Origin of the sequence: Massilia oculi (assembly GCF_017582745.1) — a bacterium.
GTDB lineage: Bacteria > Pseudomonadota > Gammaproteobacteria > Burkholderiales > Burkholderiaceae_D > Telluria > Telluria oculi_A.
The window spans coordinates 64623-78212 of the sequence record NZ_JAFVIM010000009.1 but is presented as its reverse complement, the minus strand read 5'-3'; the positions used below and the strand labels follow the sequence as shown (position 1 = coordinate 78212).

At 64.5% G+C, this 13590-nt stretch carries 13 protein-coding genes and 1 tRNA gene; 5 read left to right on the top strand and 9 right to left on the bottom strand.

Annotated elements, in window-relative coordinates:
* Nucleotides 1-3: 3 nt before the first annotated feature.
* Nucleotides 4-2691, bottom strand: coding sequence for a hypothetical protein (locus tag J3U95_RS12490; protein WP_208278919.1), 2688 nt, complete (start codon nt 2689-2691; stop codon nt 4-6).
* Between the two features lie 329 nt (nt 2692-3020).
* Here J3U95_RS12490 and J3U95_RS12485 point away from each other — a divergent pair, with 329 nt between their 5' ends.
* The 3 genes from J3U95_RS12485 to J3U95_RS12475 all read left to right on the top strand — a co-directional run bounded on the left by J3U95_RS12485 (nt 3021) and on the right by J3U95_RS12475 (nt 6314).
* On the top strand, nt 3021-3503 hold the full coding sequence (locus J3U95_RS12485; protein ID WP_208278918.1) for an NYN domain-containing protein: 483 nt from the start codon (nt 3021-3023) through the stop codon (nt 3501-3503).
* A 276-nt stretch (nt 3504-3779) separates the two neighbouring features.
* Entirely contained in the window at nt 3780-5807 is a 2028-nt protein-coding gene (locus tag J3U95_RS12480; protein WP_208278917.1) for a helicase-related protein, read from the top strand.
* An 84-nt stretch (nt 5808-5891) separates the two neighbouring features.
* Nucleotides 5892-6314, top strand: a complete 423-nt coding sequence (locus tag J3U95_RS12475) for a PaaI family thioesterase (protein WP_370662066.1) — start codon at nt 5892-5894, stop codon at nt 6312-6314.
* A 4-nt stretch (nt 6315-6318) separates the two neighbouring features.
* Here J3U95_RS12475 and J3U95_RS12470 read toward each other — a convergent pair whose 3' ends face one another.
* The 5 genes from J3U95_RS12470 to J3U95_RS12450 all read right to left on the bottom strand — a co-directional run bounded on the left by J3U95_RS12470 (nt 6319) and on the right by J3U95_RS12450 (nt 9925).
* Entirely contained in the window at nt 6319-6837 is a 519-nt protein-coding gene (locus J3U95_RS12470) for a TlpA disulfide reductase family protein (RefSeq protein ID WP_208278915.1), read from the bottom strand.
* A gap of 72 nt (nt 6838-6909) precedes the next feature.
* Nucleotides 6910-7569 carry a BON domain-containing protein gene (locus J3U95_RS12465; protein WP_208278914.1) on the bottom strand — a complete coding sequence of 220 codons (660 nt, stop codon included), beginning with the start codon at nt 7567-7569 and terminating at the stop codon, nt 6910-6912.
* Nucleotides 7562-8158, bottom strand: a complete 597-nt coding sequence (locus tag J3U95_RS12460) for a phosphoheptose isomerase (protein ID WP_208278913.1) — start codon at nt 8156-8158, stop codon at nt 7562-7564. Before J3U95_RS12460 ends, J3U95_RS12465 begins: the two co-directional genes overlap by 8 nt.
* 56 nt (nt 8159-8214) lie before the next feature.
* The gene (locus J3U95_RS12455; protein WP_208278912.1) at nt 8215-8574 is read right to left on the bottom strand and encodes a YraN family protein; all 360 of its coding nucleotides are present in this window, start codon (nt 8572-8574) and stop codon (nt 8215-8217) included.
* 1 nt (nt 8575) lies between these two features.
* Nucleotides 8576-9925, bottom strand: a complete 1350-nt coding sequence (locus J3U95_RS12450) for a penicillin-binding protein activator (protein WP_208278911.1) — start codon at nt 9923-9925, stop codon at nt 8576-8578.
* An 11-nt stretch (nt 9926-9936) separates the two neighbouring features.
* Here J3U95_RS12450 and rsmI point away from each other — a divergent pair, with 11 nt between their 5' ends.
* Nucleotides 9937-10842 (top strand): 16S rRNA (cytidine(1402)-2'-O)-methyltransferase, encoded by a 906-nt coding sequence (rsmI, locus tag J3U95_RS12445; protein WP_208278910.1) that lies wholly within the window; start codon nt 9937-9939, stop codon nt 10840-10842.
* A gap of 4 nt (nt 10843-10846) precedes the next feature.
* Here the strand turns inward: rsmI and J3U95_RS12440 are convergent, their stop codons facing one another.
* Nucleotides 10847-11458: a hypothetical protein gene (locus J3U95_RS12440; protein WP_208278909.1), complete on the bottom strand. Its 612-nt coding sequence runs from the start codon at nt 11456-11458 to the stop codon at nt 10847-10849.
* A gap of 99 nt (nt 11459-11557) precedes the next feature.
* Between J3U95_RS12440 and J3U95_RS12435 the strand changes: the two genes are divergently transcribed.
* A tRNA-Pro gene (locus J3U95_RS12435) sits at nt 11558-11634 on the top strand.
* Between the two features lie 71 nt (nt 11635-11705).
* Here J3U95_RS12435 and J3U95_RS12430 read toward each other — a convergent pair.
* The gene (locus tag J3U95_RS12430; RefSeq protein ID WP_208278908.1) at nt 11706-12626 is read right to left on the bottom strand and encodes a hydroxymethylglutaryl-CoA lyase; all 921 of its coding nucleotides are present in this window, start codon (nt 12624-12626) and stop codon (nt 11706-11708) included.
* 1 nt (nt 12627) lies between these two features.
* Nucleotides 12628-13557: a 2-hydroxyacid dehydrogenase gene (locus J3U95_RS12425; RefSeq protein ID WP_208278907.1), complete on the bottom strand. Its 930-nt coding sequence runs from the start codon at nt 13555-13557 to the stop codon at nt 12628-12630.
* Nucleotides 13558-13590 lie beyond the last annotated feature (33 nt).

Sequence of the window (13590 nt, the reverse complement as noted above, 5' to 3'; positions counted from 1 at the left end):
TTATCACTTCTCCCTGGTGGACGTCAGAAAATACATCAGGTCTTGCGCGTGCAAGCGCGCATTGGGCAGGCGGGCCCGGGCCCATTGCTGCAGTCGGTGCGGCTCGAGCAGCGCGGGTTCTTGTTTCAGCAGGGCGACCGCGTTGCCGATGGCGAAGTCGGGTGAAGCCAGCACCAGCCGGCGCAAAGCGTCGTGGCTGACCTGGCTCTTGCGCAGCAGTTCTTCAGCCCTGCGCGGCGCCCATTCCCACAGGTATCCGGCGGCCTGATCGCCAAGCTCGTTTCTGTCGAGGAAGGCTTCCATTTCGGCGGCGGTCTCTGGCCCGTAGTGCAGCAGCAGGTTGATGAACTGGATGGGATGCCAGTCTTTCGGAAAGTCTTTTGCCAACGATTTCAGGAGCTGACGCTTGACCGGTGTCGACAGGGCGGCAGGATGCCTGATCAGGAATTGGCGGTCTTCGTCATCCAGTCCGCGCAATGCCTGTTCACCGTGTTTGTCCATTTGTTCCATTACCCAGCCAAGCAGGGCCGAGTAGCCAGGCTCCCTGGGGTTACGCGTGAACAAGCCAGACCCCACAAATTGGCTTTGCGCGAGCTTCCGATTGAATTCCTCGCGACGGTGCTTGACCAGGGACGGCCACCATGCCAGCGCAGTGCGCCGGTTCACCGCGGGGTCTGCCGACTCGACCTGGCGCAGTAAGGTCTGCTCAGGGACAGGAGAACCGAGCAGGCCATGCCACCAGTAATCACGAGCTTCCCACTGGTTTGCCGCCGCACATGCCAGCAGTCCCGCGTTGAACAGCAACGGCATGTGCTTGTACATGGGCGGGGAATCATGGCGCGCCAGCCAGCGGGTGACGACCGAGAGGAAATCGCGTACCGGAACCGCCATCTGGCTCCAATGGTGGGTGGAAGTGCTGCTCGCGTAGAAGTCAATCAATTTCGGCAGGGTTTCCGAAGGCGCAGTATTCCATCCAGGGAAGATCCAGTTGTGTCGGTGTTCCGAATCTGGCGCGGGCGTCAGGCTCCAGGCCCAGCAGGCACCGATCCACTCGAGCTGTTGTGCCATATCGTTCAATGGACGCGAGCAAGGGAAAAGCAGGTCTTTTTCTAAGGTCAGGTGAGCCAATACCTGGTCGGCCAGTAAAGGAAGCTCGCTGCCGATGTCTTCTTCGCGAATGATGCGGCGGCCAATGGCGGCGAATACAGCTTCACTGGCGCCGATCGTGTCAGCCAACGCGGGGGCTTCGCGTAGTTGGCTAGAGATCAGTTCCAGCTCGTTAATATCGAGTACGTCGAGCGCCGCGTCCACCATCGGACGACGCTGGTTGTCGAAGCACGCCGGCGCCCATGACGTCAGGTCGCCTTCCTTCATTGCCGCCATCAAGTGGCTGCGCAACAGCAAGCGGGTCAGGATCGGACGCCGGAAATCGAATCCTTTCATGCCTTGGACAATCACTTTTTGCTTTAGCAACGACTCGAACGAGGATAAATTGTCTACCAGCCTGTTCCACGTTTGCTGATCCAACTCGCCTTCCCAGGCGAGATCCCAGCGTTTCCAGCGTCGCTCTACCAAAGGCCGGATCAGATGGACGCCCGAGGTGTCGTCGTTGAATAGCAAAGCGAGCAGTTCATTGACGTCGGCACTGCTGCCCGCACTCGCTTGCAGTTTCTTCTCCCGCTTTTCGCTCACGGCCTGGCACAGTACCAGCACATCTTCGACGCTGGCGAACCACTTGCCGCTCGGGTCAAATTGTTGGAGCACGCCATCTGCGGCTCCACTGGTGAAGAAGCTGTCGACCTCAAGCTTCGTCATGCGCTTCTCGAGCCAGTCCAGCAAGCGCATGCGCCAGTCAGGGAGCATGGTCCAGATCCAGTTGCGTACGTCATCCGGCCCGGCTGGTATGTCCTTTTCCGGACTTGCAGGCTCGGTGCTTTTTCCGTCTTTCTCGTCCTCCTCGGCGTCCTTCGTCCACAGGTTCGGCATGGGAAATGGCGAGATCACCAGCAGCGGTGCACCCTGACGGTAGCCGAGCAAGACGTTCACGTGGTCTGCCTCGGGGTTCTCATGGATTGCCAGTACCAAGGGCTGCTGGCTGTGCACGTGCTCGATATCGTTGACGAGCGCTTCCCGCACGGAAGGATGCCCAATGAACTGATGGCGGCCTGTTGCATCGAGCTTCTCGGTCAGCAGTTGGTATTCGGTTTTATCAGGCACATGCAGCCATTCCATGGTCTTGTCCGAACTGATATGTCCGCGTGCGGAGAACCAAGCATCGAGCTTCGGTATGGAGCGGACGGCATAACGGCTGTCGTCGTATTGTTCTTTCGATAGCAGTTGGGGCGCAGCGATGCTCCAGTAGTTCTCACGCTGCAGATCGAGCGGCGGGAAGTCGGGGAAGACGGGCAGGGCAACAATGTGTTTGCCACTCTTCTGGTACAGGCCTAGGTCATCCCGCTCGATTTCCAGCAAGTCGATCAGGCACTGCATTTCCCTTTCGCGTTTGAGCCACCAGGCCGTCTTGCCGCGGTCGAGCTCACCGATCTTGGCGCCGAGCGAGCGCACCAGGACTTCCTTGCTCTTGCCAGGCTTATAGAATACATCCGGGTGGGAAGCGAGCAACCTGGAGGCGACTTTGTCGTAAGACTTGAATTCGCCAAAGCGCGGCGAAGCTTGAACAGGATTACGCATGAAAGGCTCCATCAATCGATGAAACCATCATAGGCGTTCAAAAAATCTTAGTCAACTGCGACGAATTTTGCGATTATCGCAAAAATCGCTGAAAAATTGCATCCTGCGCGAAGTGGTTTCATAGTTCGGTCCACGCGCTGAACACCGCTACACCGCCACCGTTCATCGCTCCTGTTCCGATCAACGAGGATGTGAGGATGATACATATGATGCCTGTACTGTTGCCGTTGCGCACGCCGCCAAGAAAATTTCATCGTCCGGCCAACCTAGGAGTGGGCATTGGTCATGTCGATATCCGCAGCCAGATCATCGGTCACACTTGCATCGCCATGGACAACTCCAACATCCTGCGTGGCGGCCTGGGCTGGGACTTTCGGGTCGACCCGGCTCTGGTACTGGAACACCTGAGCGGCGAGAAGCTGGTGGCGGCCACGATGTCGGTCAGCCTTGCCGCACACGATCGTCCCAGCCAGACCGCCTACTATGAGCTGGCCAGGCGTCTCGGCTGGAAGGTGAACAGCTTCGAGCTGCTGTATGACGAGGCCGGCCACCCGATGGAGAACGAACGTCTGGTCGATGGCGACGTCAGGAAGCAGATCCGCGCCGCAGCCGCGTTCCGTCATTGCGACACCATCGTGGTGTTGAGCGGCGACGGCGGCTTCACCAATGCCGTCCATGACGCCCGCCGCGCCGGCAAGAACGTGGTGGTGCTGGCTTGGGATGGCACCTTGCATCCCGCCCTCGCGGAAGCGGCCAGCGCCTACGCCAACATCGATGGCTTGCGCGAACTGATCGGCCGTCCGCTGCACTGAATTTTTACCGGCGCAGCGGCGGTTCCGCTGTCTTTTTGATTTTTCAGGAGAATGCCATGTTTGATACTTTGCTCAAGACTATCGTCGTTGCCGTCGTCACCCAGGTCGCTACCAAAGTCGTCGAAGCCGTCGAGGAGAAAATGTCGTAAACGTTGACCTATCGCCGGAAAGCAGAGCGGGAATGGCGCCGTCCTCGCTTTGCGTTCCGGCACCCCGCGCGATGCCTGGGGTCTCCGCACGATATAGTGGCGGCAACAAGACATCCTGCCTGACATCATGACCGACCACAGAGATCTACTTCCTTCCGACAACACCGAGCCCGACGACGCCTTCCTCGAGCGCGAACTCGGCCTGGCCGCGCGCGGCATCGAGCTGGTCAAGCTCGAAGGCCGCGTCTTCCTGCGCTTTTCCGGCGAGGTCCTGTACGAAGGCTTGCGTGTGCCCTACCGCCTGGTGCCGGCGCGCGGCGTGCTGGCCAAGCCGAGCAAGTGGCGCAAGATGGACTTGCTGGCGCGGCGCGAGCTGATCGAGGAGCGCACCGACGAGCAAGACCTGCAGCGCCTGCACCTTGAAGCCAAGGAATTCGTGCGCGATATCGCCGAGGATGCGGACGAATTCGGCTGGGATCCGATGACCTTCCTCGACGTGCTCGACGAGCTGGAAACCTCCGAGCCGGCCGAGTACGTGTTCCAGCGCATCTCGCAGCGCCTGACCCACGCGGCCGAGCGCGAAGAGGAAGAGCGCCACGCGGCGCGCACCAAGGAAAGCATCAACCTGGCCGAGTACCCGCGCTCGTTCGAGGTGGCCAGCCGCATGCAGCGCAAGTTCATCGCGCTGCTGGGGCCCACCAACTCGGGCAAGACCCACCGCGCGATGGAAGCGCTGGCCAAGGCCGGCAGCGGCGTCTACCTCGCGCCGCTGCGCCTGCTGGCGCTGGAGAACTACGAGCGCCTGCAGGCTGCACGGCCGCACGGTGAGCCGATCAAGGTCAGCCTGGTCACGGGCGAGGAACGGCGCCTCGAGGAAGGCGCGACCCACGTCGCCAGCACGGTGGAGATGCTCGACACGAAGACGCCGGTGGAAGTCGCCGTGATCGACGAGATCCAGATGCTGGCCGACCGCGACCGCGGCGCCGCCTGGACCACCGCCGTGTGCGGCGCGCCGGCGAACGTCGTCTACCTGGTCGGCGCGGTGGAAGCGCGGCGCGCGATCGAGGCGCTGGCCGAGCGCCTGGAGGTGCCGCTCGAAGTCCATGTGCTCAAGCGTATGGGGCCGTTGTCGATGGAGCCGTCCAGCGTGCGCAAGCTGTCGAATCTGCGCCGCGGCGACGCCGTGATCTGCTTCTCGCGGCGCGAGGTCCTGATGTGGCGCGACATGATCACCGAGAAGGGCCTGTCGGTGGCGACGGTCTACGGCAATCTGTCGCCCGAGGTGCGCCGGGCCCAGGCCGAGCGCTTCCGCGAGGGGCAGGCCGACATCGTGGTCGGCACCGATGCGCTGGCGATGGGCCTGAACATGCCGATCGCGCGCATCGTGATGACCACCACGGTCAAGTACAACGGCTATGAGGAAGAAGAGATCCCGGCGGCGCTGGCCAAGCAGATCGCGGGCCGGGCAGGGCGCTATGGCGTGCACGAGGAAGGCTTCGTCGCCGGCTACGACGACGACACCCACCAGGTGATGCGCGCACTGATGAAGGAAAAGATCCCGCCGGTGGCCGCCACCGGCTTCGCGGTCGCGCCGTCGCTCGAGCAGCTGCACCGCATCGCGGCGGTGACCGGCGAGACCTCGCTGGTCAAGCTCCTGAAACGCTTCGTGCACAATATCGACGTGCCGGACGGCTTCTTCTATCCGCGCATCACCGAGGAGCAGAACGAGCGCGCCGAATGGCTCGACACGCTGCCGCTGTCGGTGGCTGAAAAATTCATGCTGTCGCTGGTGCCGATCTCGAGCCGCGTGCCGGTGCTGCAAAGCGCCTGGGAACACTGGGCGCTGTCGCTGGCCAAGAAGAAGGTGGTCAAGCTGCAGCCGCATCCGAATCCGCAGCACCTGTTCTACATGAACCTGCAGGAGGTCGAGGATACCTGCCGCGTTTATTCGGCCTATGCCTGGCTGGGCTACCGCGAACCGGAGTACTTCCCGAGCATCGCGCTGGCCCAGGAGCTGGCGCGCGAGGCGGCGGAGCGGGTCGATGCAGTGCTGCAGCAGCAGAATTCGGCGGCGCGCCGCAGGCAGGGTGGCGGCAAGCAGGGCGGCCGGCCGGGCGGCAAGCCAGGCAACAGGCAGGGCGGCAAGCGCCGTTGATTCTGCCTGAATAGAAGCTTCACTCGAACCGGCGGGGCGTTACCGGTGTACGATGCCGTTTTTTACAACAACATCGAGACATACGTGAATACCAAGTACATCCCGGAAGCCTTCAACGAATTCGGCGCCAAGTTCCTCCCCGGCCACCTGGGCATCCGCATTACTGAAGTCAGCCCCGGCAAGCTGTCGGCCGAGATGAAGGTCGAGCCGCAGCTGCTGGCGCCCAATGGCTACCTGCACGCCGGCAGCGTGGTCACCCTGGCCGACACCTGCGCCGGCTATGGCTGCGTCAGCAACCTGCCGGAAGGCGCGCAGAACTTCACCACCATCGAACTGAAATCGAACCACCTGGGCACCGCGCGCGAAGGCACCCTGGCCTGCACCGCCACTGCGGTGCACCTGGGCCGCACCACGCAGGTGTGGGACGCCACCGTCACGGACCAGGCCAGCGGCAAGACCATCGCCCTGTTCCGCTGCACCCAGATGATCCTCTACCCAAAAGCGTAAAGAATCAGCCCGCCAGTTCTTTCTCGATCAGCTTGTGCACGGCCGCGAAATCCGGCTCGCCCACATAGGTCTTGAGGATGCGGCCCTGCTTGTCGATCAGGAAGGTGGTCGGGGTCAGGGTGACGTCGCCGAACTGGCGCGCGATGTCGCCGGCCGAATCCAGCGCCACCTTGAACGGCAACTTGCGCTGCTCGGTGAAGTTCAGCACGTAGTCGGGGCGGTCGTACTGCATCGCGACCGCGACGAATTCCAGGCCCTGGTCCTTGTACTTGTTGTAGGTCGCGACCATGTCCGGCATCTCCTTGACGCAGGTGACGCAGGAAGTGGCCCAGAAGTTGACCATCACGACCTTGCCGCGCAAGGATTGGGTGCTGATCTTTTCACCGGCGATGCTGATGAAGGTGACGTCCGGCGCCTGTGTCGTGCTGCTGAACGAGGCGTAGCCGATGCCGGCCAGGGCGAGCACCACGGCGCCGATGGCGGCGGGTTTGAACCAGGAACGGGAAGAGGTGGGAGCGGTCATGGTCGATCGATATAAAAAAACGGCAGGACCATTATAGTCCTGCCGTCCTGGATGGTCAGTGAGACCTCCGGATTAGTCCAGCGAAGCCTGCACGGGGCTGTTCTGCCGCACGCGTGGATCTTCTTCGTTGATGTATTCAAAGATCTTCACCACGCGGGTCACGCCCGAGACGCCCTTGGCGACGTCGGCGGCGATATTGCCTTCGCGCGGGGTGACGAGGCCCATCAGGTAGACCACGCCGCGTTCGGTGGTGACCTTGAACGAGATCGCCGACACGGTCTTCATGTCGACCAGGCTGGCCTTGACCTTGGTGGTGATCAGGGCGTCGTTCGAGCGCGAGGTGTAGCTCGACGAGCCGGAGACCTGCAGTTCGTTGATGACCGATACCACGTTGGCGATCTTGCGCACTTCGCGCTCGGCCGCCTGCTTCATCGCTTCGTCGCGCACTTCGCCGGTCAGCAGCACGCGGCGGTTGAAGCTGGTGACGTTGACGTTGCCGGCGTCGCCGGTGACCTTGCGCATTTCGAGCTCGGCCTTGACCGTGATCGACTTGTCCTCGGTCTGGGCGCCCAGCGTACGGCGGTCGACCGTCGAAACGGCACCCGCCACGCCGGCGCCGACCACCAGGCCGAAGCAGCCCGACAGCGAGGCGGCCAGGGCAGTGCCCAGTACGATCTTGGTCAACAGCGTCTTGGTCAGCAGCGCGGCCATGGGCCGGCGGGTGTTACGCATTCTCGTCTCCTCCGAACAGCGCGACGTCGATGCCGTCGCAGATGCAGTGAATGGCGCACAGATGGACTTCCTGGATGCGCGCGGTGCGTGCATGCTGGACGTTGATGTGCACGTCGGCATCGGTCAGCAGCTTAGCCAATTGGCCGCCGTCCTTGCCGGTGAAGGCCACGATGCGCATCTCGCGCTCCAGGGCCGCCTCGACCGCGGCCAGCACATTGGCCGAGTTGCCCGAGGTCGAAATCGCCAGCAGGATGTCGCCCGCCTGGCCGAATGCCTGCACCTGCTTCGAGAAGATCTCCTTGAAGCTGTAGTCGTTGCCGACCGCGGTCAGGATCGAGGTGTCGGTGGTCAGGGCGATCGCCGGCAGCGGGAAGCGCTCCCGCTCGAAACGGCCGACCAGCTCGGCCGCGAAGTGCTGGCAGTCGGCGGCCGAGCCGCCATTGCCGCAGGCCAGGATCTTGTTGCCGTTGGAGAGGGCGCTGAACATGAGTTCTACCGCCGCCGAAATGGAAGGAGCCAGGGTGGCGGCCGACTTCATCTTCAGGTCGGCGCTCTCCTGGAAGTGAGCGAGGATGCGTTGAGTATTCATAGCCGAGGATTATAGTGCAGCGGCAACCCCACCTGAGCAAGCGCAGTAAAAATTGCTTACACTTCAATGATGTTCCGCAACCATTCAATTTGCTCGCCATCGATGGCGACCAGGTCGAAACGGCAGGGAGGAGTGATGGGAAAACGCAACAGATAGACTTGCGCCGCACAGACCAGGCGGCGGATCTTGGCAGGGGTGATGCTGGCGGCGGCGCCGCCGTGTTCGCGGTCGGCGCGCTGGCGCACCTCGACGAACACCAGGGTTGCGCCATCGCGCATGATCAGGTCGATCTCGCCGCCTTTGCAGCGAAAATTCTCCTCGACCCGGGACAGTTTATGGCGCCGCAGGTAATCGAGGGCGGCGCGTTCCCATTGCTGGCCCTGGGCCTGCCGTCGGGACAGGCGCAAGGGCCACATCTCATTGGCCGGTCACGCCGGTCGCGACCGGTTCGAACACGCGGCGCGGAGGCGGGACGCTGTCGCCGCCGGCGTCGTCGGTGAGGATTTGTTCAGTCGGGCCGTTGTCGCGCACGACGACGCCGGTCTCGACGCGGCGGAAGGCGCGTTCACCTTGCCCCATGTTGACCGACAGGCGGCCGGTGGCGCCGTCGAGCTCGAACGAGCCGGTAGGGCGCTGCGCCAGTTCGCGCGCGATGCGGAAGGCGTCGATGCCGAGCGCGTACAGGCGCTGCAGGTCGAGCGCTTCGCTGCCGCTGCTCCAGCGCGGATAGCCGGCGACGGCGGGGTGATCGGGCTGCACGGTCCAGGGCAGGTCGAGGATGCGTACGCCGACCAGTTCGGACGGCACGCTGGCCGGATCGCGGCCCGGGTTGATCGACGCGGTGCCATAGGTCGGCAGCGAGGTGCCGATCGCCATGCGCACCTGGCGCAGGCCGTTGGCGTCGAGCGCGGCGTAGACCAGCTGCGGCGGTTCGCTTGATAATCGGGCGCGCAGCTCGGCCAGCGCATTGCCGTCGACGTAGCCGCCTTCGGCCGGCAGTTCGACCGTCGCGTGCATGCGGCCGAGTTCGGCCCAGCGCTGGCTGAAGGCGCCCGACAGGCGTTGCTGCCAGGCGGCGCGGCCGGTGAGCACCAGGGCCTGGCCGACGGGCTGCTCGCCGGCGGCCCAGTCGGCCACCTGGCGCGCTTCGTCCTCGAGCGACAGGCCGATGACGAGCATCTGGCGCGGCAGCGGCGAGTTGACTTGCGGGTGGTTCAGGGCGATGGTCGGCTTGTTGACCGCGCCGCTGGTGGCCAGCGACACCACGGCGGAACGCGCCAGCGGGCCGACCACGATATCGTTCTGTTCGGCCGCGCTGCGGTAGGCGTCGAGCGCCGCCTGCGCCGAGTCGCCGGTGGGCACCAGGTTGACGGTGACGCCCTCGCGCTGCTGTTCATGGGCGGCCATGAAGCCGGCGCGCACCGCCTCGGCCGGCTGGGCCAGCGCCTGCGAGTCGAGCGGCAGCAGCAGCGCCACGCGCACGGCCGGGCCGCTGTAGGGCGCCGACGATGGCGCCGCGGCGCGCGGGCTGCCGCCGGCACTCGGCGGCAGTTCGACCGGATTGGTCTGTACGCCACTTTCGTCACGCGGCGGCGGCGTGTAAGCTGGCGCCGGCGGCGGCGCATTCGTCACCGGCGTCGCGGGACCGCATACTCCGCCGGGCATGCCGCAGCCGGTATCGGGAGGCAGCGGCGTGCTGCCGCAACCGGCTAATAGTGTAATGACGGCGGCCGCGAGCAAGCCCGGTAGATTTTTTTTCTTCAGCATCGGAACCCTTTATGACAGATCAGCAGACCATCGACATCGCCCGACTTCCCGTCATGGGCGAGGCGGCCCAGCAGTCCTATCCTACCGCAACGCTGTACGTCGTGGCTACTCCGATCGGCAACGTTACTGACATCACCCTGCGTGCTTTACACCTGCTGGCGCTGGCCGACGTGGTCGCCTGCGAGGACACGCGCAAGACCGGCGCGCTGCTGCAGCGCTTCGGCCTCTCCCAGCCGACCATCGCCGCGCACCAGCACAACGAGCGTGAAGTGGCCGATAAAATCGTCGAGCGCCTGCGCGCCGGACAGCGCGTGGCGCTGGTGTCCGACGCCGGCACGCCCGGCGTGTCCGATCCCGGCGCCCGCATCGTCGACGCGGTGCGCAATGCCGGCCTGAACGTGGTGCCGCTGCCCGGCCCCTCGGCCGCGATCGCGGCGCTGTCGGCGAGCGGCCTGGTGAACGACCGTTTTCACTTCGTCGGCTTCCTGCCGGCCAAGGCCAAGGGCCGCGAGGCGGCGCTGGCGCCGCTGGTGCGCGAGACCTCGACCCTCGTGTTCTATGAGGCGCCGCATCGCATCAATGATTGCGTCGAGGCGCTGGCGGCGGCGTTCGAGCCGACCCGGCAAGTGGTGTTCGCCCGCGAGCTGAGCAAGATGTTCGAGGAAGTGCACCGCTGCGAACTGAAAGATGCGCTGGCCTGGGTCAAGGCCGACCAGCACCGCGAGCGCGGCGAATTCGTGGTGCTGGTGGCCGGCGCCGTCGAAGCCACGGACGCGGAAGACGCAGAGGCCGAGCGCGTGCTGCAGATTCTCCTGAGCGAATGCAGCGTGAAGCAGGCGGCGAACCTGGCGGCGCAGATCACTGGCCGCAAGAAGAATGCGCTTTACGAGCGGGCGCTGCAGATCAAGGGCGAATGAGGGGTCACCACTTGCACCCCGAATCCTTCTTGTCCATCAATAAGTAAATCGGCGCCAGCAGCCCGCCCGGAATACCGTCCTTGCAATCGCGGCGCTTGGCCTCGCGGATGCCGCGCGCCAGCTTCGATTCGGTCTGCAGGGCCGGCTCGGGGAATTGCGCCAGCGCCGTGCCTTCTTTCGACGGGTCGCGCAGGTGGGCGTTCGCGCGCGCCGTCTCGCGCGCCGCGTTCATGTCGAACTTCGGCGCCGGTTCAGCTGTTTCGTCCTGTTGCACGACGAATGGATCGGGAGTGGCGCTTGCGCTTTCCGGCACTGCGATCACGGCCTGCGGTGGCGCCGGCCGGGTCGTGCGTGGTGCAGTGGGGGCGCTCGGGGCCGGCGCTGCGGGACGAACGATTTCCGGCTCGGGTGGCGGCGGTGGCGGCGCCGGAGGGGCGATCATGACGGAGAGCACCGTCGGCTCGGCCGGCCCGATCTCCATGGTCTTGAACGTCGTGTTCCGGTACGCCAGCAGGAACAATGCGTGCACCGCGATCGATACCGCGACGCCGATGACGATGCGCCGGTTGTCTCGTTGCAGGCTGACCGGCTCGCCAAAGTTTAGAGCCATATGCATGACATACATACCTCAACTTAACTTTAGAAAGCTACCAGCTCGCTATTTTGCAACGAAAACTTGACCAGGTCACGCGAAACCGATATTATCTCGCTTCTTCGGAGTGTAGCGCAGCCCGGTAGCGCACCTGGTTTGGGACCAGGGGGTCCAAGGTTCGAATCCTTGTACTCCGACCAGCATTAAGAAAAAAGCCGACAACGTGAGTTGTCGGCTTTTTTCGTTGTGGGGTGTCGTCCACCCCGACGATTTATCCGGCGCGCTTGGCCGCGATCGCATTCCCGGCGCGGCTAATGCTCTTGCGGCCCAGCTGCTGCGAGATGAACAGGCCGGCGTCGACCACCTGGTCGAGATCGATGCCGGTCTCGATGCCCAGTCCCTGCATCAGGTACAGCACGTCCTCGGTCGCCACGTTGCCGGTCGCGCCCTTGGCATAGGGGCAGCCGCCCAGGCCGGCCACCGAGGAGTGGAAGATCGCCACGCCGATTTCCATCGCTGCATAGATGTTGGCCAGCGCCTGGCCGTAGGTGTCGTGGAAGTGGCCTGCCAGTTGCCCGATCGGGAATTCCCGCGCCGCGCGCAGCATCACGGCCTGCGTCTTGCGGGCGGTCGAGACGCCGATGGTGTCGGCGATGTCGATCTCGTCGCAACCCAGGTCGCGCATCCGCGCCACCACGTCGCCCACCGCATCGAGCGGCACCTCGCCCTGGTAGGGGCAGCCGAAGGCCGTGCTGATCGAGCCGCGCAGGCGCAGGCCGTGTTCCTTCGCGGCGCGCGCTACCGGTTCGAAGCGGGCGATCGATTGGGCGATCGAGCAGTTGATGTTCTTTTGCGAGAAGGCCTCCGAGGCCGCGCCGAACACGACCACCTCGTCGGCCCCGCCGGCCAGGGCGGCCTCGAAGCCCTGCATATTCGGCACCAGCGCCGAATAGATGGTGCCTGGCAGGCGCTCGATGCGCGCCAGCACCTCGGCGCTGGTCGCCATCTGCGGCACCCATTTCGGCGAGACGAAGGCGGCCGCTTCCACGTTGACGAAGCCGGCGCGCGCCAGGCGCTCGACCAGTTCCACTTTCACGTCGGCGCTCAGCGCTTCCTTCTCGTTCTGCAGGCCGTCGCGCGGGCCGACTTCGACGATTTTTACTTTCGCAGGCAGGGCGGGCTGGTGGGTCATGTCAGTATCCAAGTTGGCGGTCGACCAGGTCGTCGACCGGTTGGCCGTCTTCCAGGGCGCCAATCTTGTCGGCGATCTGGCGCACGGCGTCGAGGCGCATGGTGAGCGCCGAGATGTGCGGGGTGAGGGCGATGCGCGGTTCGTTCCAGAACGGATGCGGAGCCGGCAGCGGCTCGTGGCGGAACACGTCGAGCGTGGCGCCGGCGATGTGCCCCGAGCGGATCAGGGTCATCAGGTCGGGCTCGGCGAGGATCGCGCCGCGCGAGACGTTGATCAGGTAGGCGCCGGGCGCCAGCTTGCCCAGCCGGTGGCGGTCGAGCAGGTTGGTCGTGTCCGCGGTCAGCGGCAGCAGGCAGACCAGCACGCGTGTGCCATGCAAAAATTCGTCGAGCTGCTCCATGCCGGCATAGGTCGGCAGGCCGGGGATATCCTTCGGGCTGCGGCTCCAGCCGCGCACCGGGAAGCCGAAATGGCGCATCGCCTCGACCACCGGCATGCCAAGCTTGCCCAGTCCCATGACGCCGATCGTGAACGATTCTTTCGGATGCTGGGGCAGAGGATTCCAGGCGCCGTGGCGCGCTTGCTGTTCGTATTCGTCGAAGCGCCTGAAGTAGCGCAGCACGGCGTGCGCCACGTACTCGGCCATCTGCACGCCCATGCCGGCGTCGCCCAGGCGCACCAGCGGCACGCGCGGCAGCGTCTCGCCGAACTTGAGCACGGCGTCGACGCCGGCGCCCATCAGGAAGATCGCCTTGACCTCGTCCAGCTGCGCCAGCAGGCCGGGTGCCGGGTTCCACAATACCGCGTAATCACAGGGGGGCAATAGCTGGCCCTCCTTCCAGGTGACCGTCTCGACGCCTGGCATCACGGCCGAGAACTCGCGTTCCCACGGCTCGATGACGCCATCGCCCCGGTACAGGACAATGCGCATGTCTCCCCCTCGTTTTTGTCAGGGTGGTTCTTG

What these genes read in the sequence shown, in the direction of transcription:
- J3U95_RS12490 (WP_208278919.1), bottom strand. Translation starts at nt 2,691, where the DNA reads ATGCGTAATCCTGTTCAAGCTTCGCCGCGCTTTGGCGAATTCAAGTCT.
- J3U95_RS12485 (WP_208278918.1), top strand. Translation starts at nt 3,021, where the DNA reads ATGGACAACTCCAACATCCTGCGTGGCGGCCTGGGCTGGGACTTTCGG.
- J3U95_RS12480 (WP_208278917.1), top strand. Translation starts at nt 3,780, where the DNA reads ATGACCGACCACAGAGATCTACTTCCTTCCGACAACACCGAGCCCGAC.
- J3U95_RS12470 (WP_208278915.1), bottom strand. Translation starts at nt 6,837, where the DNA reads ATGACCGCTCCCACCTCTTCCCGTTCCTGGTTCAAACCCGCCGCCATC.
- J3U95_RS12465 (WP_208278914.1), bottom strand. Translation starts at nt 7,569, where the DNA reads ATGCGTAACACCCGCCGGCCCATGGCCGCGCTGCTGACCAAGACGCTG.
- J3U95_RS12460 (WP_208278913.1), bottom strand. Translation starts at nt 8,158, where the DNA reads ATGAATACTCAACGCATCCTCGCTCACTTCCAGGAGAGCGCCGACCTG.
- J3U95_RS12455 (WP_208278912.1), bottom strand. Translation starts at nt 8,574, where the DNA reads ATGTGGCCCTTGCGCCTGTCCCGACGGCAGGCCCAGGGCCAGCAATGG.
- J3U95_RS12450 (WP_208278911.1), bottom strand. Translation starts at nt 9,925, where the DNA reads ATGCTGAAGAAAAAAAATCTACCGGGCTTGCTCGCGGCCGCCGTCATT.
- rsmI (WP_208278910.1), top strand. Translation starts at nt 9,937, where the DNA reads ATGACAGATCAGCAGACCATCGACATCGCCCGACTTCCCGTCATGGGC.
- J3U95_RS12440 (WP_208278909.1), bottom strand. Translation starts at nt 11,458, where the DNA reads ATGCATATGGCTCTAAACTTTGGCGAGCCGGTCAGCCTGCAACGAGAC.
- J3U95_RS12430 (WP_208278908.1), bottom strand. Translation starts at nt 12,626, where the DNA reads ATGACCCACCAGCCCGCCCTGCCTGCGAAAGTAAAAATCGTCGAAGTC.
- J3U95_RS12425 (WP_208278907.1), bottom strand. Translation starts at nt 13,557, where the DNA reads ATGCGCATTGTCCTGTACCGGGGCGATGGCGTCATCGAGCCGTGGGAA.